This is a genomic window from Pararhizobium antarcticum, assembly GCF_001885585.1.
GTDB classification, from domain to species: domain Bacteria; phylum Pseudomonadota; class Alphaproteobacteria; order Rhizobiales; family Rhizobiaceae; genus Pararhizobium; species Pararhizobium antarcticum.
Genome location: NZ_LSRP01000013.1, coordinates 78,668 through 98,285, shown reverse-complemented (window position 1 = coordinate 98,285; position 19,618 = coordinate 78,668). Strand labels below are relative to the sequence as shown.

Annotated in this window: 23 protein-coding genes; 13 read left to right on the top strand and 10 right to left on the bottom strand. The window is 60.2% G+C overall.

Features of this window, described 5'->3' with window-relative positions; all coding sequences use genetic code 11:
- Positions 1 to 10 precede the first annotated feature (10 nt).
- Entirely contained in the window at positions 11 to 505 is a 495-nt protein-coding gene (gene nusB, locus AX760_RS02565) for a transcription antitermination factor NusB (protein WP_071831268.1), read from the bottom strand.
- Entirely contained in the window at positions 502 to 963 is a 462-nt protein-coding gene (gene ribH, locus AX760_RS02560) for a 6,7-dimethyl-8-ribityllumazine synthase (protein ID WP_071831267.1), read from the bottom strand. Before ribH ends, nusB begins: the two co-directional genes overlap by 4 nt.
- A 219-nt stretch (positions 964 to 1,182) precedes the next feature.
- Here ribH and AX760_RS02555 point away from each other — a divergent pair, with 219 nt between their 5' ends.
- Positions 1,183 to 1,683 (top strand): cupin domain-containing protein, encoded by a 501-nt coding sequence (locus AX760_RS02555; RefSeq protein WP_071831266.1) that lies wholly within the window; start codon positions 1,183 to 1,185, stop codon positions 1,681 to 1,683.
- Between the two features lie 50 nt (positions 1,684 to 1,733).
- Positions 1,734 to 2,252 carry a GNAT family N-acetyltransferase gene (locus AX760_RS02550; protein WP_071831265.1) on the top strand — a complete coding sequence of 173 codons (519 nt, stop codon included), beginning with the start codon at positions 1,734 to 1,736 and terminating at the stop codon, positions 2,250 to 2,252.
- A 76-nt stretch (positions 2,253 to 2,328) separates the two neighbouring features.
- Here the strand turns inward: AX760_RS02550 and AX760_RS02545 are convergent, their stop codons facing one another.
- The 7 genes from AX760_RS02545 to AX760_RS02515 form a co-directional block, all read right to left on the bottom strand.
- A complete protein-coding gene (locus AX760_RS02545; RefSeq protein WP_071831264.1) occupies positions 2,329 to 2,952 on the bottom strand; it encodes a riboflavin synthase in 624 nt (207 codons plus the stop codon).
- Positions 2,952 to 4,079 (bottom strand): bifunctional diaminohydroxyphosphoribosylaminopyrimidine deaminase/5-amino-6-(5-phosphoribosylamino)uracil reductase RibD, encoded by a 1,128-nt coding sequence (ribD, locus tag AX760_RS02540; protein ID WP_280950747.1) that lies wholly within the window; start codon positions 4,077 to 4,079, stop codon positions 2,952 to 2,954. The genes AX760_RS02545 and ribD overlap by 1 nt, the downstream gene beginning before the upstream one ends.
- Before the next feature lies 1 nt (position 4,080).
- On the bottom strand, positions 4,081 to 4,554 hold the full coding sequence (gene nrdR / locus AX760_RS02535) for a transcriptional regulator NrdR (RefSeq protein WP_071831262.1): 474 nt from the start codon (positions 4,552 to 4,554) through the stop codon (positions 4,081 to 4,083).
- A 45-nt stretch (positions 4,555 to 4,599) separates the two neighbouring features.
- A complete protein-coding gene (glyA, locus tag AX760_RS02530; RefSeq protein ID WP_071831261.1) occupies positions 4,600 to 5,901 on the bottom strand; it encodes a serine hydroxymethyltransferase in 1,302 nt (433 codons plus the stop codon).
- 182 nt (positions 5,902 to 6,083) lie between these two features.
- On the bottom strand, positions 6,084 to 7,409 hold the full coding sequence (locus tag AX760_RS02525) for a L,D-transpeptidase family protein (RefSeq protein ID WP_071831260.1): 1,326 nt from the start codon (positions 7,407 to 7,409) through the stop codon (positions 6,084 to 6,086).
- A 382-nt stretch (positions 7,410 to 7,791) separates the two neighbouring features.
- On the bottom strand, positions 7,792 to 8,304 hold the full coding sequence (ldtR, locus tag AX760_RS02520; RefSeq protein WP_071831259.1) for a transcriptional regulator LdtR: 513 nt from the start codon (positions 8,302 to 8,304) through the stop codon (positions 7,792 to 7,794).
- Between the two features lie 131 nt (positions 8,305 to 8,435).
- A complete protein-coding gene (locus AX760_RS02515; RefSeq protein ID WP_425348806.1) occupies positions 8,436 to 8,981 on the bottom strand; it encodes a DUF6163 family protein in 546 nt (181 codons plus the stop codon).
- Positions 8,982 to 9,098: 117 nt separating this feature from the next.
- Between AX760_RS02515 and AX760_RS27005 the strand changes: the two genes are divergently transcribed.
- The 9 genes from AX760_RS27005 to AX760_RS02475 all read left to right on the top strand — a co-directional run bounded on the left by AX760_RS27005 (position 9,099) and on the right by AX760_RS02475 (position 14,503).
- Complete coding sequence (locus tag AX760_RS27005; protein WP_175551999.1) at positions 9,099 to 9,272, top strand: hypothetical protein; 174 nt, start codon at positions 9,099 to 9,101, stop codon at positions 9,270 to 9,272.
- A gap of 114 nt (positions 9,273 to 9,386) precedes the next feature.
- On the top strand, positions 9,387 to 9,602 hold the full coding sequence (locus tag AX760_RS02510; RefSeq protein ID WP_071831257.1) for a hypothetical protein: 216 nt from the start codon (positions 9,387 to 9,389) through the stop codon (positions 9,600 to 9,602).
- Between the two features lie 223 nt (positions 9,603 to 9,825).
- Positions 9,826 to 10,842, top strand: coding sequence for a porphobilinogen synthase (gene hemB, locus AX760_RS02505; protein ID WP_071831256.1), 1,017 nt, complete (start codon positions 9,826 to 9,828; stop codon positions 10,840 to 10,842).
- A gap of 13 nt (positions 10,843 to 10,855) precedes the next feature.
- Complete coding sequence (locus AX760_RS02500; protein ID WP_071831255.1) at positions 10,856 to 11,455, top strand: class I SAM-dependent methyltransferase; 600 nt, start codon at positions 10,856 to 10,858, stop codon at positions 11,453 to 11,455.
- A 73-nt stretch (positions 11,456 to 11,528) separates the two neighbouring features.
- Positions 11,529 to 11,993 carry an RDD family protein gene (locus AX760_RS02495; RefSeq protein WP_071831254.1) on the top strand — a complete coding sequence of 155 codons (465 nt, stop codon included), beginning with the start codon at positions 11,529 to 11,531 and terminating at the stop codon, positions 11,991 to 11,993.
- 166 nt (positions 11,994 to 12,159) lie between these two features.
- Complete coding sequence (locus AX760_RS02490; protein ID WP_071831253.1) at positions 12,160 to 12,936, top strand: arginyltransferase; 777 nt, start codon at positions 12,160 to 12,162, stop codon at positions 12,934 to 12,936.
- Positions 12,937 to 12,938: 2 nt separating this feature from the next.
- Positions 12,939 to 13,835 (top strand): DMT family transporter, encoded by an 897-nt coding sequence (locus AX760_RS02485; protein ID WP_071831252.1) that lies wholly within the window; start codon positions 12,939 to 12,941, stop codon positions 13,833 to 13,835.
- A 60-nt stretch (positions 13,836 to 13,895) separates the two neighbouring features.
- Positions 13,896 to 14,117, top strand: coding sequence for an AbrB/MazE/SpoVT family DNA-binding domain-containing protein (locus AX760_RS02480; protein ID WP_071831251.1), 222 nt, complete (start codon positions 13,896 to 13,898; stop codon positions 14,115 to 14,117).
- Positions 14,114 to 14,503 carry a type II toxin-antitoxin system death-on-curing family toxin gene (locus AX760_RS02475; protein ID WP_071831250.1) on the top strand — a complete coding sequence of 130 codons (390 nt, stop codon included), beginning with the start codon at positions 14,114 to 14,116 and terminating at the stop codon, positions 14,501 to 14,503. The genes AX760_RS02480 and AX760_RS02475 overlap by 4 nt, the downstream gene beginning before the upstream one ends.
- A gap of 28 nt (positions 14,504 to 14,531) precedes the next feature.
- Here the strand turns inward: AX760_RS02475 and parC are convergent, their stop codons facing one another.
- Positions 14,532 to 16,808, bottom strand: coding sequence for a DNA topoisomerase IV subunit A (parC, locus tag AX760_RS02470; RefSeq protein ID WP_071831249.1), 2,277 nt, complete (start codon positions 16,806 to 16,808; stop codon positions 14,532 to 14,534).
- Between the two features lie 368 nt (positions 16,809 to 17,176).
- Between parC and AX760_RS02465 the strand changes: the two genes are divergently transcribed.
- Both AX760_RS02465 and AX760_RS02460 read left to right on the top strand, forming a co-directional pair.
- A complete protein-coding gene (locus AX760_RS02465; RefSeq protein WP_071831248.1) occupies positions 17,177 to 18,370 on the top strand; it encodes a hypothetical protein in 1,194 nt (397 codons plus the stop codon).
- 186 nt (positions 18,371 to 18,556) lie between these two features.
- Positions 18,557 to 19,564 (top strand): lysophospholipid acyltransferase family protein, encoded by a 1,008-nt coding sequence (locus AX760_RS02460; RefSeq protein WP_175551998.1) that lies wholly within the window; start codon positions 18,557 to 18,559, stop codon positions 19,562 to 19,564.
- Positions 19,565 to 19,618 lie beyond the last annotated feature (54 nt).

Sequence of the window (19,618 nt, the reverse complement as noted above, 5' to 3'; positions counted from 1 at the left end):
GGTGATCGCCCTATTTCTTGACGTCGGTGCGGATCTGGCGGGCGATGCGATCAAGGATCGCATTGACCAGCTTGGGTTCTTCGTCTTCGAAGAACGCCTTGGCGATTTCGACATATTCGGTGACGATGACGGCGACCGGAACATCCTTGCGTTCAACAAGTTCGAACGTGCCGGCGCGCAGGATGGCGCGCACCGTCGAATCCAGCCGGGACAGCGCCCAGTCGTCCTGGAGTGCCGTGCCGATCAGCGGATCGAGCGAGCGCTGGTCCCGCACGACGCCGGCAACGATCGACCGGAACCACGAGGCGTCTGCCTTGAGATAGGTTTCGCCGTCGATTTCCTGGCCAAGCCGATGTGTCTCGTATTCGGCAACGATCTCGAGAACGCCGGTGCCACCGATGTCCATCTGGTAGAGCGCCTGAACCGCTGCAAGGCGAGCTGCGCCACGCTGGTTGGCCTGTTTGACCGGCGGATTGGCCGGAGGTGTCGAAGACGTGTCGCTCACCGTTCGCCGCCCAGTTTCATCTTGAGATCGATCATGGTGAGGCAGGCACGGGCGGCAAAACCACCCTTGTCGCCTTCGCTTTTCTTTGCGCGCGCCCAGGCCTGGGCATCGTTCTCGACGGTCAGGATGCCGTTGCCGATCGGCAGGCTCTCGGTGACGGTCAGATCCATGATGGCGCGGCAGGATTCATTGGCGACAATGTCGAAATGATAGGTCTCGCCACGGATGACCATGCCGAGCGCGACGAAGCCGTCATATTCAGCCGCACCATTGTCGGCACCATCGAGCGCCATGGCAATCGCAGCCGGAATTTCCAGCGCGCCGGGGACCGTCACGATGTCATAGGTCGCAGCGGCCGCGTCCAGCGCCGACTTCGCGCCATCGAGCAGAGCGTCGGCCATGTCGTCATAGAAGCGCGCTTCCACAATAAGAATATGTGGCGTGGGATTGTTGGCCATTTTTCACCTGCTTGAAATTTGGGTCCGGACATCTCCGGCACAGGCGGCGGTCAAACCACGACGGCGCAGGATTGGCAAGCTTTTTCGTGAAAACGGCGCGCCGACAGGGTTTTCATCGACTTTCTGATCCATGGTGGCGCGCCGCATTGCAGGATCTGACGTCAACGCTTTCCAACACCCGGCCACATCTATACGATTTCCATGAAAACGGAGAAGCGCATGACCGAGACGCAGGCACCGATCGTCAATCCGGCGACGCTCGAACTGGAACACTGGCGCGAGGGCACCTTCTTTGAATCCCGCGATGCATCGTTCGGCGCATTGCTCGGGCTTCGCAATCTCGGCGTCGGCTATGGCGAGGTCCCGCCCGGGAAATCCGGCTGCCCGTTCCACAATCACCATGTCGAAGAGGAACTGTTCGTCATCCTCTCAGGCGAAGGGGAGTATCGGTTCGGCCCGGACCGTCATGCGGTCAAGGCCGGCGATGTGCTCGGCGCACCGGCCGGAGGCCCCGAAACCGCCCATGCCCTGATCAATACGGGCGCCGTGCCGCTCAAATATCTGTCGATCTCCGCCAATGCCGCAACCGAAATCTGCGAATATCCCGATTCCGGGAAATTCCTCGCCAAGACCCGCGATGCATCGGGAAAGCCCCGGTTCCGCTTTATCGGAAGACCGGCCAGCGACGTCGATTACTGGGACGGCGAACCCGGCATCTGAACCGCGCACCGCCTCCCCCTTTCCCCCAACCACCGGAATGACCCGTCCTCATGCACACTGTCCACACGATTGAAACCGAACGCCTGATCCTGCGTCCCTATCGTCGCGATGATTTCGCGCCCTACAGCGTTCTTTTCGCCAATCCCGAGGTGACGCGCTTCATCGGCGGCGTGCCGTTTTCGCGCGAGCAGGCCTGGACGCGTTTCCTGCGGCAGGTCGGCATGTGGCATTATTTCGGCTTCGGCTTCTTTGCCCTGCAGGAAAAGGAAAGCGGCCATTTCATCGGCGAGGCAGGCTTTCACGACCTCCACCGCGTCATCAGCCCAACGCTTGAAGGCACGATGGAAACCGGCTGGGCGCTCTCTCCCCTCTCCCATGGACGCGGCCTTGCGACAGAGGCCGTCGGCGCAGCCCTGACCTGGGGCGACCAGCATTTTCCCGCGCTGAAAAAAACCTGCATCATCGACATCGCCAACCAGGCGTCCCTGCGGGTCGCTGCAAAGCTGCATTTCCGGGAACTGAAACGCTCTGTCTATCACGGCGCGCAAGTCGTTTTGCTCGAGCGATAGAGCGCGGACTGTCACCTGATCAGGCACCTCGCCCTCCAAATAACCGCTTCAGTCAGCCTGCGTGCAGCAGGCTCGCTCAGGAGACAGATTGGGACGCCGGAAACTCCGCCAGCCGTGCAGCGTATCTTGCCATCGTATCGACTTCGAAATTGACGAAATCACCGGCCTTGATCTGACCCCAGGTTGTCACTTCGAGCGAATGACGGATCAGCAGCACGTCGAAATCGCAGCCATTGACGGCGTTGACGGTCAGCGACGTGCCATCGAGCGCGACGGAGCCCTTTGGTGCCACGAATTTTGCCAGATGTTCGGGCGCGCGCAGGCGAAAACGGGTGGCATCGCCTTCCGATTCGACAGACAGGATTTCCGCTTTTCCGTCCACATGGCCGGACACGAGATGACCGCCCAGTTCGTCGCCGATTTTCAGCGAACGCTCCAGATTGATTTTCTGGCCGACGCTCCAACCGGAAATCGTCGTCAGCCGCAATGCTTCTTCCCACGCCTCAACCTCGAACCAGCGCTGGTTGGCGGTCGCGTCGGGAAGGTGCGTCACCGTCAGGCAGACACCGGAGCAGGCAATCGAGGCGCCGATGTCGATGCCTTCGGGATCATAGGCGGTGGCAATCCGCAGCTTGATGCCCTCGTCGAGGGCGGTCAGGGATTCGACAGTGCCGATATCGGTGATAATGCCTGTGAACATCAGATGTCTCTTTCGTAGGTATCGCAGATATCCGCGCCAAATCCGCGCGTTTCCACCAGCCTGAAGCCGGAGGGGATGGATCGCGTATCAAATGGGGATGCGATTCCCGTTTCGCCAATTCTACCCGGTCCACGAAACAGCAAGATCCGATCAACGAGGCCTGCATCGAGAAATGCGACTGCGGTCCTCGCGCCGCCCTCGACAAGCAGTGACGAGACGCCCCGCGTCGCGAGCGCCATCAGGAGATCGGCGAGCTTTGCAGAATTGCAATCCAGCACTTCAACGCCGAGCGCCTCAAGCGCCGTGCGGCGGGCATCGAACGCGTCATCGACCGTTGCTCTTGCGATTTCGGAATCGGCAACCGCAATCACCCGCACATCGCGCGCGGTCCGGGCGAGCTTCGACGACAGCGGCAGGTCCAGCCGGCGATCGAGCACGATGCGGACCGGCGACCGCTCCTCCAAGCCGGGCAACCGGCTCGTCAGTTCGGGGTCGTCGGCGATCGCCGTTCCGATGCCGACCAGAATTGCATCGATGCGGGCGCGCAAATGATGAACCGCTTCGCGTGCCTCGGCGCCGGTAATGCGGACCTGCCCCTCCCCCTTGCGACCGATCATGCCATCAGCGGAAATCGCCAGTTTCAAGGTCACATGCGGGCGTTTGCTGCGCTGGCGCATCAAATAGGCTTCGAGCGCCCGCTCGCTTTGCTGCGACCGAGTGCCGAGCGTCACCTTGATGCCTGCCTCGCGCAACAGGGCTGCGCCGCGGCCGGACACCCGCTCATCCGGATCGAGGACGGAAATCACCACCCGACCGATCCCGGACGCGATCAGGGCTTCGGTGCAAGGCGGGGTTCTGCCATGATGCGAGCAGGGCTCGAGCGTCACATAGGCGGTGGCCCCCCTGGCCTTTTCACCGGCCATTTTCAGCGCCTGTGTTTCCGCATGGGGCCGACCACCGAGGGCCGTGACGGCCCGACCGACGATCACCGGACCATCGCCGTCATCGCGTACGATGATGCAGCCGACGGAGGGATTGGTCGCGGTCTGGCCGAGATGCTGGGCAGACAGGCGAACCGCCTCATCCATGAAACGCGCATCCTCGTCTGGCAGATCACCGCTTTTCACGTCAGACGCCCGGGTCGCGGGCGATCTTGGCGCTGATCTCGGCGATCACCTTCTCGAAATCTTCCGCATGGGAGAATTCGCGATAGACCGAGGCGTAGCGCACGAATGCAACATCATCGAGCCCCTTCAGGGCTTCCAAGACCTGCAGGCCGATTTCTTCGGACGGAATCTCCGTCTCGCCGGAGCTTTCCAGCCGGCGCACAATGCCGGAGACGGCCCGTTCGATGCGGTCGCGTTCGACGGGCCGCTTGCGGAGCGCGATCTCGAAGGATCGCGACAGCTTGTCGCGATCGAACGGAACCTTGCGGCCCGTCTTCTTCATGATCATGAGTTCGCGCAGCTGTACCCGCTCGAAGGTCGTGAAACGGCCACCGCAATCCGGGCAGATGCGCCGGCGGCGGATGGAGGAGCCGTCCTCTGCCGGACGGCTGTCCTTCACCTGGCTGTCTTCGGAACTGCAATAGGGGCAGCGCATGCGCGATCCTGGTCCTTTCAGGCCTTTGTCTTTATGGCCTGAAGCTTAGAGGTAGGGATACATCGGAAAGCGTTCCGTCATCTTCATGACTTTTGCGCGCACACCCGCTTCGACGACGGCGTTGCCGTCATCCGAATTGGCAACCTTCAGGCCATCGAGAACCTCGACGATCAGGTTGCCGATTTCGCGGAATTCGGCTTCCTTGAAGCCACGCGTCGTGCCGGCCGGTGTTCCGAGACGGATGCCGGAGGTGACGAAAGGTTTTTCGGGGTCGAACGGAATGCCGTTCTTGTTGCAGGTGATGAAGGCGCGGCCAAGCCCTGCCTCGGCACGCTTGCCGGTCGCGTTCTTCTTGCGCAGGTCCACCAGCATCAGGTGATTGTCGGTGCCGCCGGAGACGATGTCGAGATTGTGCTCGATCAGCGTCTCGGCCAGAACCTTGGCGTTTTTCACCACCTGGGCAGCGTAGTCCTTGAATTCCGGCTTCAGCGCTTCACCGAAGGCAACGGCCTTGGCGGCAATGACATGCATCAGCGGTCCGCCCTGAAGACCCGGGAAGACAGCCGAGTTGAACTTCTTTGCCAGCGCCTCGTCATTCGTCAATATCATGCCGCCACGCGGGCCACGGAGCGACTTGTGGGTCGTGGAGGTCGCGACATGGCAATGCGGGAACGGCGACGGATGCACGCCACCGGCGACGAGGCCGGCGATATGGGCCATGTCGACCATCAGATAGGCACCGACCGAATCGGCGATTTCGCGAAAACGCTTCCAGTCCCAGGTGCGCGAATAAGCGGTGCCGCCGGCGATGATCAGCTTCGGCTTGTGTTGCTCGGCCTTCCTGGCGACATCTTCCATGTCGAGCTGGTGGTCGTCTTCGCGGACACCATAGGAGACGACGTTGAACCATTTTCCGGACATGTTGACCGGCGAACCATGGGTCAGGTGACCGCCGGAGTTGAGGTCGAGGCCCATGAAGGTGTCGCCCGGCTGCAGGAGCGCGAGGAACACGGCCTGGTTCATCTGCGAACCGGAATTCGGCTGGACGTTGGCGAACCCTACGCCGAAAAGCTGCTTCGCACGCTCGATCGCAAGTTCTTCCGCGATATCGACGAACTGGCAGCCGCCATAGTAGCGCTTGCCCGGATAGCCCTCGGCATATTTGTTGGTCATGATCGAGCCCTGCGCTTCCAGAACGGCGCGCGAGACGATGTTTTCCGAGGCGATCAACTCGATCTCGTGACGCTGGCGACCAAGCTCCTTTTCGATCGCACCGAAAATATCCGGATCGCTGTCGGCGAGCGAACGGCTGAAGAAAACGTCATTGTCGGCGGCGGAAAGGCTCATGTCTGAAGCTCCTCAAGGACTGTGGCACGGTGTTTATCGTCCTCGCATGGCAAGGGCAATACACGCTGTGCGATTTGCGCCATTTCCCGCACCTGCCGCGCCGGGCAAAAATGCCGCAGGCAAACAAAAAGCCGCCCACCTGGCAGGGTGGACGGCCTTTCTCGAGAACACGCAGATTTGTCTTATTGCGGCAGGAAGTCCTGCTCGACGGAGCCGGCCGCCTGTTCGATGCCGGTGGTGGTCTGCAGAGCCAGTTGCTGCTCGCCATCCATCTGGTAAATATCATCGCGGAACTGCACGACACCGTCCTTCGCAGCCCAGGCCGTGATGTATTTGAAGTAGACTGGCACTTCGACGGCAAGCTTGATCGGCGAGTTCTGGCCCGCCCGGATCGTTGCCTCGATCTGCTGGCGTGACCAGCCGGGCGTATCGCGCAACAGCCAGGTCGTCAGGTCACGCACGTTCTGGACGCGCACGCAGCCGGAACTTTCGAAGCGGGCCAGCTTGTTGAACAGGCCCTGCTGCGGCGTGTCGTGCATGTATTCATTATGCTCGTTGTGGAAATTGATCTTCGTCGAGGCCATGGCATTGGTCTTGCCCGGATCCTGTCGGAAGGTCAGGTTCGGCGCCTTTTCGGCATTCCAGTCGATGGTTTCCGGCGCAACCTCGTTGCCCTTGCCGTCGATCAGGCGGATCGAATTCTTCTTCAGATATTCCGGATCCTTGCGCATCAAGGGAACGATGTCCTTTTCGACAATCGAACGCGGCGAGGTCCAGTAAGGATTGATGATGACCTCGTAAATCTTCGAATTGATGATGTGCGTGGGACGATCGATGCGACCCACGACAGCCGTATGACGCGTGGCGACACGGCCGTTCTCCACGGCTTCGATGTAGGCGGCCGGAATATTGACCATCACATAGCGGCTACCAAGGTCGCCCGACATCGACTGCAGGCGGATGATGTTGGTGTTCAGCTGCTGCAGGCGGACGTCGGCCGGGATGTTCAGCGCTTTCATCGAATATTCGCCGAGCACGCCGTCCGACGGCAGGCCGTGACGGGCCTGGAAGCGCTTCACGGCGCCATCGACATAGCTGTCAAAGGCATTCGAGATGCCCGCCGAGCGTGGCAGGTCGCCGACGATCATCAGGCGTTGGCGCAAAGCCTGCACCGCCGGATCGGACACGCCCATTTCGAGGCGCACAGACGAATTGACCTGCGGCCAACCGCCGGCCGAGGCAATCTGCTGGTATTGGGCAATGGCGTTTTGTGTGTTGGCGAGCGTGTCCATGCCGAAAATCGGATTGTTGGAAACGACCGCCGTTGCGGAGCGGGACGCCTTGGCGTCGAACTGGTCATCCCAGGTTCCGCGGCGCGGCGCGTTGATGATCTCATCCAGCGCCGTCTGCGCCATCGCATTGCCGGCAATCGCGGCAGCCCCAATCGTTGCGGCGGAGCGCAGGAAAGCCCGGCGCGAGAAAGCATCAATTCCGTTTTTCTTCGACATAATCCTACCATCCAATGCTTGCGGCCATCCAATGCTGCGGCGCATCCTGACCGAAGCAGTTACCACGAATACGGTTAACAAACGCAAACCAATCCGGTTTTTCCGCCTTCACAATCGAGCGAGCGGGAACCGGAAGCTCCGGTTCGAGGATCCGCCTGGGGTGAACCGAACACCGATAAAGCGCGCCTGCTTCAGCCTCTAGTCGCTGTCACAGCAATATGGCTGATTCGTGTCGCCGGCCGCGCTCTGCCCGGAGACTGCGGGGCGACCGTGCCTGCACGCCGTTTTTCGGCAACAGGATATGGCTTCTCGGCAACAGAACACGGCAAAGCCGGACGTGCGGGACACGTCCGGCTTTTGATGGAAGACAAAGGCATATTGTTTACAGGCGGTACATGATCGAGTCGTTCCAGAAGCGGTCGAGGCGCTGCAGGAGCTTGTTCATCTGGCCGAATTCGTCGGTGCCGATGCCGCCGACCTTCTGGATGGAGCCGATATGGCGCTCATAGAGCTTGGCAACGGTTTCAGCGATCAGCTGGCCATCATCCGTCAGGCTGATGCGGACCGAACGGCGGTCGATGCGGGAGCGCTGGTGATTGATGAAGCCGAGATCAACCAGCTTTTTAACATTGTAGGATACGTTGGAGCCGAGGTAATAACCGCGCGAGCGCAGTTCGCCGGCCGTCAGTTCGGAATTGCCGATATTGAAGAGCAGGAGCGCCTGGACGGCATTGACGTCGGAGCGGCCCGAGCGATCGAACTCGTCCTTGATGACATCCAGGAGACGGCGGTGAAGACGCTCAACGAGGTGGAGCGATTCCATGTAGAGCGAGCGGATTGCATCTTCATGGGGATCTTTGACGGCAACGACCTGCGGTTTCATTTTCGTGTTCATGATGACTGCCTCACTGTTTTGTTTGGCGGTGTGTGTATCTCTTCCCGCCTTGAGGTAGACACTATCGAATACGTCTAAAATTCGACTTAAACTACAGCCTTAACAGCGCCTTACTATCCACAGCCCTTGTGTCAGGGTAAATCAATTCTTGCAGCCCTGGCCTGTCTCGATCGCTGATAGGCGATTGCTGCCCTGAAAATCACGAAGGTTGCGGCCACCGCAAGGTGAAGCGTGAACAGGAAAGGCCGGCTTCCGAAGATCTGCGGATAGACCTCAAACATGGTGATTTCGACCGCCGCCGCCACCACCCAAAGCACTGGCCCCCAGGACACCAGAAGCCACAGCCCAAGTGCTGCCACGGGGTAGACGACCGCCAGTGTCGTCGCTGCCGCGCGCCATGGCAGGGACAGAAGGTCGAAGCGCCCCTGCCCGCCCAAGGAAAAGCCGATGAGCATCGCCCAATAGCCCAGGCCGAACCAGAAGCAGGAGATGGACACAAGGCGCAGGAACAATCCGAAGACCGTTTCCGAAAGCGATGGTTTGGGAACGTGTACAGAATCAGCAGCCATGGCGCGGACGATACGTGGGGCCTTTGCGCTTAGCCAGATGCTTGTTCGGCTGCGTTGTGCGCCTGCGCAATTCTCTTTCTGTCGTTTTGCAATGCAACCAAATGGCAAAAGAAAAGTTTAATGCGGAACTGTCTCAGCGCTGCGACAGTTCCAGCGGTCAAATTGGGTCCGTGTCTTTTCCAGACCGCAGGCAGGATTAAGCCGTGGCCCAAAGGGGAAACAACAATGCATTATCAACGACCGTTCCGCGCGATTGTCACGGAACAAGGTGACATCTTCATCATCGACGCCTCTGGCTTGACCGTCACCGACTTCCCGCGCAGCGGCACGCTCGAGGACGACCTTCAACGGGCGAGCGCCATTGCCGCTATCGACAGCGAGGACCTGGACGATGCCTGAGCGAAATGGATGAGACGGCGCTGTCGCGAAAGCCCCATCGCTAGCAAAGGACGCGGCGGAACAATGGTCGTCGCAAAACGTTTCCCCGGCACACCCATCCGATCGGAGACTGATATGAACGACAACCGAACGAAGCAGACCGACGAGCAGCGCCAGGCACAATCGCCGGCCGTCCAGTCCCTCAAGCAGGAACAGAAGCGTCAGACGACACAGTCGGCTGACAAGGAGCTTGAAAAGGGACTTGAGGAAAGCTTCCCGGCCAGCGACCCGGTCTCTATCACCAGCCCCTCAGTCGCGACAGGCCGTGTCGATCAGGAAAAAGACAAGTAGATCGCAAGCCGATACTCAAAGGCGCCTGCCGGCGCGCGGTGCGGCTGTTGAAGCTACAGCGCGCGCCGACGCGCTCGTCTCCCGGTGAAGACATTTCCGGAACTCCTTGTGCGAATACGTCGCGGCGACGTGCCTGAAGGCTGATATTTGCGTGGGGCCTCTTGCATGGTACACCCCTGGCCAAGACCCAGCCGACGGACCAGGCCCACGAGAGACCAGACGCATGACAGACAAGACCAGCCCCGTTGACCTTATCACCGGCCACCGGCGCATGCGGCGCAACCGCAAGGCCGACTGGACGCGGCGCATGGTTCAGGAAAATCGCCTGACCGTGGATGACCTGATCTGGCCGATCTTCATCGTCCCGGGATCGAACATCCTAGAGCCGATCGCCGCCATGCCGGGCGTCAATCGCATGAGCGTCGACAAGGCCGTCGAGGCGGCACGCGAGGCGGCCGACCTCGGCATTCCGGCCTTGGCAACCTTTCCGAACATCGACATGTCGCTGCGCGACGAAACCGGTTCCAACAGTCTCGCTGCCAACAATCTGATCAACGAGACGACGCGCGCCATCAAAGCCGCCGTGCCCGATATCGGCATCATCACGGATGTTGCGCTCGACCCGTTTACCAGCCATGGCCATGACGGCATCCTCAGAGACGGCGAAATCCTCAATGACGAGACGGTGGCGCAGATCGCAAGGGCTGCCGTGATGCAGGCCGACGCCGGCGCCGACATCATCGCTCCGTCCGACATGATGGACGGGCGGATCGGCGCCATCCGCCAGGCGCTGGATGCCGCCGGCCACCAGTCGGTCGGCATCATGGCCTATGCGACAAAATTCGCCTCTGCGTTTTACGGCCCCTATCGCGAGGCGATCGGCACCGGCGGTCTCCTGAAGGGCGACAAGAAGACCTATTACATCGACCCGGCCAACGGCACCGAAGCCCTCCGGGACGCTGCACTTGATGTCGAAGAAGGCGCCGACATGCTGATGGTCAAGCCCGGGCTTCCCTACCTCGACATCTGCTGGCGCATGAAGCAGGAATTCGGCCTGCCGGTCTTTGCCTATCAGGTCTCGGGCGAATACGCGCAGATCAAGGCTGCCGCGATGAACGGCTGGATCGACGGCGAACGCGTCATGCTGGAAACCCTGCTCTCGTTCAAGCGCGCCGGCTGCGACGGCATCCTCAGCTATTTTGCCATGGATGTTGCGCGGATATTGGCGAAACGCGCATAAGAGGGAGGTCGGCATGGCGCAATCGGATGCTGAAACGCTGCATTTCTATGCCCGGGAGGCGAAGACCTATGCGACGGATACAGCCAGCCAGCCGACCACCGACCTCGATCGGTTTCTCGATGCACTGAAGCCAGGAGCAACCATACTCGAACTTGGCTGCGGCAGCGGCCGCGACAGCGCCCATATGCTGGCACGCGGTTTCGACGTTTTCCCGACGGATGGAACGCCGGAAATGGCGTTGGAGGCCGAACGAACACTGGGACGCGCTGTCGCGGTCCTGCCGTTCGACCAGTTGGACGCCGTCAGCCAATATGATGCGGTCTGGGCCAATGCCTGCCTGTTGCATGTCCCAAGACCAGACCTTGCCGGCATCCTGTCGCGCATTCGAAGAGCGACACGGGCGGCCGGGCTGTTCCAGGCAAGCTATAAAGCGGGCGCTGTCGATGGCCGCGACCGTTTCGACCGATATTACAACTATCCTGCGGCCGATTGGCTTTGTGCGCAGTACGGCGCTGCAGGCTGGGCCGACATCCGCATCGAGACACGCGAGGGCAGCGGCTATGATCGCCAGCCGACGCAATGGCTGCATGTGACGGCAAGGCGCCAAGGCTAGCCGGCCGGGACAGACCATTGTTTTTTCCAGCGATCGATCCCATATCCGGTTCCAGACAATTGGAGATAAGCCGATGAGCGTGCAAGACGAAAACCTGAGAATTCCCTCCACCGACTGGCGGGCCTACCAGGGCGTCCTGTCGCGCCGGATGTTCGCCTTTGTCATCGATTATCTGATCGTGGCCATGCTCTGGGTGCCGGCAGCCGTTGTCGTGTTCTTCCTTGGCATTTTGACATTTGGCCTCGGCTTCCTGCTTTACCCGGTTCTGTTTGCGGCCTTGGCCATGCTGTATTTCGGCGTTACCGTTGGCGGTCGAAACCAGGCTTCGCCCGGAATGAACATGATGGGGCTGGCGATTGCCCGCACCGACGGACGTCCGATGGATTTCCTGACGGCCATCGTCCATCTGGTGATCTTCTGGATTGCCAATGCGCTGTTGACCCCGCTGATTCTCCTGATCGGGCTTTTCACGGATCGTGGGCGCCTGCTCCACGACCTCCTGATCGGCACCGTCACCGTCCGTCGCGACCGCTCTTGACGCCTCGAAGGCTGTCGAACGCGAAACATCCCCAGAATTCGCGATGCGCCGGATCCGCTTTTCGGGCATCACCGGCATCTGCACCTGCGGGTGCCGGTTGACCTTTTCCATTCTTTCGCCATGCTGGTTGCACCCGAAGCGGACTGAAGAGTGACCCCCGCGCCCAATGAACACGCAAACTGCACCGTCTCCCCAATTTTACCTAACTGCGCCGGCAGCGTGCCCGTACCTGCCGGACGAGATGGAGCGCAAGGTGTTTACCCATATGGTGGGCGAGCGGGCTCCTGAGCTCAACGACCTCCTGACCCAGGGCGGCTTCAGACGCTCGCAGAACATCGCCTATCGCCCGGCCTGCGAAACCTGCCGCTCCTGCATTTCCGTGCGCATCATTGCCGGGGAATTCAAGCCGACCCGCTCGATGCGGCGCATCCAGGCGCTGAACAGCGACGTGGTTGCAACCGAATATCCGGCGGAGCCCTCCAGTGAACAATACGCGCTTTTCCGGCGCTATCTCGACAGCCGCCACCAGCGCGGCGGGATGTCCGACATGTCTGTGCTCGACTATGCGATGATGGTGGAGGACACGCACGTCAACACCCGCATCATCGAATATCGATTGCGTGCCGAAGGCGACGGGATTTCCGAGAAGGGAAAAGGGCCTCTGATCGCGGCCGCCCTCACCGACAAGATGGGCGACGGCCTGTCAATGGTCTATTCCTATTTCGATCCCGCCCAGGCCGATCGATCGATGGGCAGCTACATGATCCTCGACCATATCCGCAAGGCACAGGATCGCGGACTGCCGCATGTCTATCTCGGCTATTGGGTCAAGGGCTCACGCAAGATGGACTATAAAACAAAGTTTTTGCCGCAGGAGCACCTTATGGCCCGCGGATGGGAACGCTATGCTGGGATCGAAGAAACAACCTCCGAATCGGAATAGACGTGTCCCTGCCCATCGATGCTGCCCACCACCGCCGGGGTCTTGCGATCACCGCCGTCGGAGGGCTTGCCCTGTCGTTCGATATCCCGCTGATCCGCTTGTCCGACGGCGAGGTCTGGTCGCTTCTCGCCACCCGCAGTCTCTGCACCTTCATCGTGGCGCTGATCGCCTGGTTTGTCCTGAACAGGATCATGGGGCGCCAGATTGCACTTGTGCCCGGCAGGCAAGGTCTCTTCGCCGGCATCTTCTACGGTCTCGGCACGTTCACCTTCCTTTTATCTGTCTTCAACACCGCAACCGCCAATGTCGTCTTCATCGTCGCCTTCACGTCGATGTTCGCGGCCATCCTGTCCTGGATTTTCCTCAAGGAGCGCCCGTCGAACGCGACTTTGATCACCATGGCCATCATGGTCTTCGGCGTCAGCCTCATCGTACAGGACGGTTTGAAGAGCGGCAATGTCTTTGGCGACGCCATGGCGGTTCTGTCCGCCCTGCTGCTCGCCTGCGCCATCACCGTCAGCCGGGCGAGCGGCAAGGACATGGGACTGGTGCCGCTGGCAACGGCGATCTTTCCCTGCATCATCGGCTACCTGCTCTCGCCGGCCGAAGGCCTCATCATTGCAGACCCGTTCTGGATCATCTTCGATGGCACGATCATGATCCCGCTTGCCTTCTTCTGCCTGGCGACGGGTCCGCGCTATCTCTCGGGACCCGAGGTCGGCATGTTCTACCTGCTGGAAACCATTCTCGCGCCGATCTGGGTCTGGATGGCCTTCAACGAAACGCCGACATCCCAGACGCTTGCCGGCGGCGGCGTGCTGATCCTGGCGCTGGTTGGTCATTCGCTATGGCAGATGCGGCAGAGATCGGCCGCATCGATCGCACCGCCGCTGCATTGAGCGCCGTTGTACGGGGACGACCTTGATGTTATAATCGAGTTATAACATTGGAGCTTCGTTATGAACGTCACCATCCGAAAGATCGGCAATTCCGAAGGCATCATCATCCCGAAAGAGGTCCTGGACCGGTTTGGACTGAAGGCCGGCGATGAGTTGCAGATCAACGAGAACGGTTCCAAGATCGAGCTTGTACCGCAAAAGGCCGATCTTGCAGAACAGTTGCGCGCGGCGCGCATCGGCATGAAAAAATACCATACAGCCTTGCGCGAATTGGCCAAATGACCCTCATTCAATGGCTGTCTCGTGAAGCGATTGAGATTATCCATCAGGAACAGTTGCTAGAGCATGGTGGATTAGCCGGCCTCAAGGACGAAAATGCACTGGAATCGGCCTTGGCGCGACCGATCAACAAAGCGCTCTACGGAGAAAACGATATCTACGCGCTTGCGGCGGCCTATCTCTACGGGATTGTCCGCAACCACGGTTTTTCGGACGGCAACAAAAGAACCGGATGGCTGGCAGCGTTTACGTTTCTATACCTAAACGGCGTCCTTATCGAAGCCTCGCAGGCCGATGTGATTTCTTTCGTTTTGTCCGTTGCAGCCGGGGAAATTGATGAAATAGGGGCCGCCGAATTTTTACGCGACGTCTCAATTCCTATCGCTTAAAACGTCCGTCATGAAATAAACGCCACCATCACCCCGAAAACTTGCCGCTCCTCGGGAAGCCCTTCGGGACGGCGCGGCCGGCGGTTGCGCGGTCCGCCATCCATTCGATCAGTTCATCCTTGTTTTTCACAAAACTGCGGCCGGCACTGTCGCTCCAGGTAAGACCATCGGCGATCGCGAAACAACGCATGTCGGAGATACCGCCATCCTTGTAGCGCTGCAGGCGCACGCCCTTGCCTCGGGTCATCTCGGGCAACTGGTCGAGCGGGAAGACGAGAAGCTTGCGGTTCTCGCCAACGACGGCAACATGGTCGCCGCGCACCGGAACGACGAGCTTTGTCTCGTCCGGCATGGCCACGTTCATGATCTGCTTGCCCTTGCGGGTATTGGCGACCATCTCGGTCTCGGCGATCCTGAAACCATTGCCGGCAGCAGAGGATACGATCAGCTTGCGGGAGGCGTCGTGGACGAAGGCCGTCAGCACGTCCTGATCGTTTTCCATGTCGACCATGATGCGCAGCGGTTCGCCATGGCCGCGTCCGCCCGGCAGCTTGTCGCCGCCCAGCGTGTAGACCTTGCCGCCGGTTGTGACCACAAGGATGCGATCGGTGGTCGAGGCCGGGAAGGCGATCTTCAGAGCATCGCCCTCCTTGAACTGCAGGGTCGACGTGTCGGAGATATGGCCCTTCAGCGCCCGGATCCAACCCTTTTCCGAGATGACGACGGTGATCGGTTCCTTCTCGATCATCGCCTGCTGCAGCGCCTCGACATCGGCGGTTGGCGCCACGGAGAAGAGCGTGCGGCGCTTGCCGATTTCGGTTGCCTTGGCAAACTTCTTCTTCACGTCGCTGATTTCATAGGCAACGGTCTGCCACTGCTTTTCGTCCGAGGCGAGCAGCGCTTCGATATCGGATTTTTCACTGGAAAGCGCTTCGAACTCGGTGCGGATCTCGAACTCCTCCAGCTTGCGCAGCGAGCGCAGCCGCATGTTGAGGATCGATTCGGCCTGCAGGTCGGACAGCGTGAAGCGCGACATCAGCGCCGGCTTCGGCTCGTCCTCCTCGCGGATGATGCGGATCACCTCGTCGAGGTTGAGATAGGCGACGAGATAGCCGCCGAGGATTTCGAGGCGACGGTCGATGGCCGCCAGCCGGAAGCGCGAGCGGCGCTGCAGCACCTCCTTGCGGTGGGCGAGCCACTCGGTCAGCACCTCGTTCAGCGCCATGACGCGCGGCACGCGGCCCATCGACAGGACGTTCATGTTCAGCGGGATGCGGCTTTCAAGCTCGCTCAGCCGAAACAGGGATTCCATCAGGATGGTCGGATCGACGGTGCGGCTCTTGGGCTCCAGCACCAGCCGGATATCCTCGGCCGATTCATCCCTGATATCTTCAAGCAGCGGCAGCTTGCGGGCGATCAGCAGTTCGGCAATCTTTTCGATCAGCCGCGATTTCTGCACCTGGAAGGGAATTTCGGTGATGACGATCTGGTAGCCGCCGCGACCGGTATCCTCCCTCTCCCACTTGGCACGGACGCGAAAGCCGCCACGGCCGGTCTTGTAGGATTCGATGATGCTTTCGCGGCTCTCGATGATGATGCCGCCGGTCGGAAGATCCGGGCCTTCGATGCCACCCTTTTGCGGGTTGGCCGGATCATAGATGAGATCCTCCACCGTCGCATCGGGATGTTTGATCAAATAGAGCGCCGCATCGCAGAGTTCATGCGCATTGTGCGGCGGGATGGAGGTCGCCATGCCGACGGCGATGCCGGATGCGCCGTTGGCGAGCAGGTTCGGGAAGGCGCCGGGCAGAACAACCGGCTCCTGGTCTTCCTCGTTGTAGGTCGGTCGGAAATCGACGGCGTCCTGCTCGATGCCTTCCAGAAGCAGGCTCGCGACGTCGGTCATCCGGGCTTCGGTGTAGCGGTAGGCAGCGGCGTTGTCGCCGTCGATATTGCCGAAATTGCCCTGGCCATCGACGATCGGATAACGCTGCGAAAAATCCTGCGCCAGACGCACGAGTGCGTCATAAACCGACTGGTCGCCATGCGGGTGGAATTTACCGATGACGTCGCCGACGATGCGGGCGCATTTCTTGAACGACGAATTCGACTTCAGACCAAGCTCGCTCATCGCATGGATGATGCGGCGATGGACCGGCTTCAGGCCGTCGCGGACATCTGGAAGTGCCCGGTGCATGATGGTCGACAGCGCATAGGCGAGATAGCGCTCTTCCAGCGCCGCCTTGAGGTCAACCGGCAGAATATGATCGTCTCCGCCAGACGGCGGCAAAAGGCTCTGTCCCATAGGTTCTTGCTAACCCAAGACCTGTGCAACAGCAAGGATTGCAGGGGATTGGGCTGTGGAGAACCGCAAACCGGACCGATCGGATCCTGAGGCCTTGTCATTGGGGAAAGCCAGGCCTCCAGCCTGCGCGCCAATAGGCAAGCTCCGGCCCGTTGCGCCTTTTCGCCAACCCTGCGGGGCCACATGGTTCCCACCGGCATCACCGGGAAACGGAAGACAGCGTGTCCGTGGAAATGAGGCTCGGTACTGTTCTCCCGCAAATAGCCCTCTGGGAAAACATGACTCGGTGCCTTAATTCGAATATATTCCCGCATCAGATCGTCATAGAAACGTTTTCGACATGACAACTTTACACAAGGAACCCCGAGATGATCCACACGCGCAACTTCCGTCTGATGCTGGCTGGTGCCGCATTCGTCAGCCTGAGCAGCCCGGCATTTGCACTGGACGGTGCGGCCCTGATGACCAAGTTGAACGCCGCCTATGCCATCAGCGGTGCGTCCATCGCCTATGACGGCGTCGAGGTCGATGGCGACACGGTCACCGTCAAGGGTGCTGCGATCAAGATGGCGGCACAGCCCGACCAGACCGTGAAGATCGGCGACGTGACCATGGACGGCGTCGAGGAAAATGATGACGGCGGCTACTATGTCGAAACGGTCACCCTGCCCGATGTCAATATCACCGAGCCGGAGACCAGCGTCTCCGCCAAGGACATTACCATTGGCGGCATGTCGATCCCCGGCAACCCAGCAGGCGGCACGATCAACGACATGCTGCTTTATGAATCGGCCGGCACCGGTCCGATCGTCGTCACTGCAAAGGGCAAGCAGGTCTTCTCGATGGAGGAATCGGAAGGCAACCTCACCAAGCAGGAGAGCGATGCCGGCTTCGATTTCGATGGAACGCTCACCGGCCTGAAGGCCGACCTGTCGATGGTTGAGGATGCCAAGGCGAAGGAAGCCATCCAGAAGCTCGGGCTGACGACCCTGTCGGGCGAAGTCACGATCAAGGGCAGCTGGGAACTGGCAAGCGGCAACATCAATCTCGAGGAATATGCGTTCGACTTCGCCAATGTCGGACGGCTCGCCATGAGCTTCGATATTTCGGGCTACACGCTCGAATTCTTCAAGGCGATGCAGGATGCCATGAAGGCGGCGGAAGCCAATCCGAACAAGGAAGAGGCCAACCAGGCCATGGGGCTTTCGATGATGGGCCTGATGCAGCAACTGACCTTCAACGGCGCCGAAATCCGCTTTGACGATGCGAGCATCACGAAGAAGGCGCTGGACTATGCCGGTTCGCAGCAGGGCGTCTCCGGCGATCAGCTGGCGCAGTCGCTGAAGGGCCTGGTGCCGATCATGCTGGCCCAGCTCAACGTACCGGAACTGCAGAACCAGGTCACGATGGCCGTCAATTCCTACCTCGATGCGCCGAAAAGCCTGACGATCAGCGCAGAGCCGGCCAATCCCGTCCCCTTCCCGATGATCATGGGCGCTGCCATGGGTGCCCCGAACACGATCCCTTCGGTTCTGGGCGTCAAGGTGACAGCGAACGACTGATAGACGGTGACTTGACCGGATAATGCAATGGCCCGGCGTTTTTCAACACCGGGCCATGTTTCCAGCGCTCATCCCATTCTTCTCGATCCGGGCGCGCGTGCATCCCCGAAACTTGCCTTCCTGCCTCTCGACTCGTCCGCGTCAAACATGCGATCACGCTTTTATGACGCAAGGGGGAGCGGCCGCATGACACAGGGTGGAAAACCGAGCAAAAGCGAGATTTCACGCCGCAAAGCCTGGATATTCTCGCAAGCCGATCGCCCCGGCCTTGCAGATCTTTTTGCCGGAGGCCTAAGAGGCCGAGCGTTCCGTCGGTACTGGGTGACGGACAATTTCTGGAACGGCGTCAACCTCCTCGGTTTTTTCGGCATGAAGCTCCTGCCGATGGACGTTTGCTCGGCGATCGGCGCGCGGCTCGGGCTTTTCGCCATTCCCCGTTTCTACAAGGCCGGCGAGAAGCGTGCGCGCGATACGATCCGGCAGCTTTGTCCGGAAAAGACGGCTGAGGAACAGGACGCGCTCTTTCGCGAAAATTGCCGCATGCAGGGCCGACTGATGACGGAGTTTTCGGTGGTTAACCGCATCGCGAAACATCCGGAGCGCATCACCTTGCACGGTATCGACATTATCGACAAAGCGGTGCGTGAAGGACCGACGATCATCGTCAGCATGCACCTTGGCAATTGGGAAATTGGCCCGATCCTGCTGCAACGGATCAACGTTTCGCCGCACAGCTTTTATCTGCCGCCGAACGGTCGGGCGAAAGCGTGGATTGCGGAACGGGTCCGGCGGAAAGCCGGATTGCAATTCCTTCCGCCTGGCTTCCAGGGTGTCCGCCCTGCAATGAAGATTCTGAAGAACGGCGGAGTCATCAATGCCTTTTGCGACGAGGGATTTGGCGGAGTGATCCGTGGCCCGCTGTTCGGACGGGAACCGCATATGGAAGGCAATCTCGCCCTTGTCGTCCGGCTGGCGCGCGCAACCGGCGCCACCATATGCCCGTGGTACAATCTGCGCACAGAGGGTTTCCGGTTCGTCGGCTACGCCCTCCCCGCCATCAAGCTTCCGCATGAGGAAACACCCGGGGCGCGCACCGTCGACGATATTCTCCTGCTCAATGCTGCTCTCGAACCGGTCGTGCGCGCGCATCTCGATCAATGGTACTATCTCGACAACGCGCTGCGGCGCCGCTGAACCAAAAAAGGGCCTGGCAGAACAGTTGCCAGGCCCTATCAAATCATTCCGTCG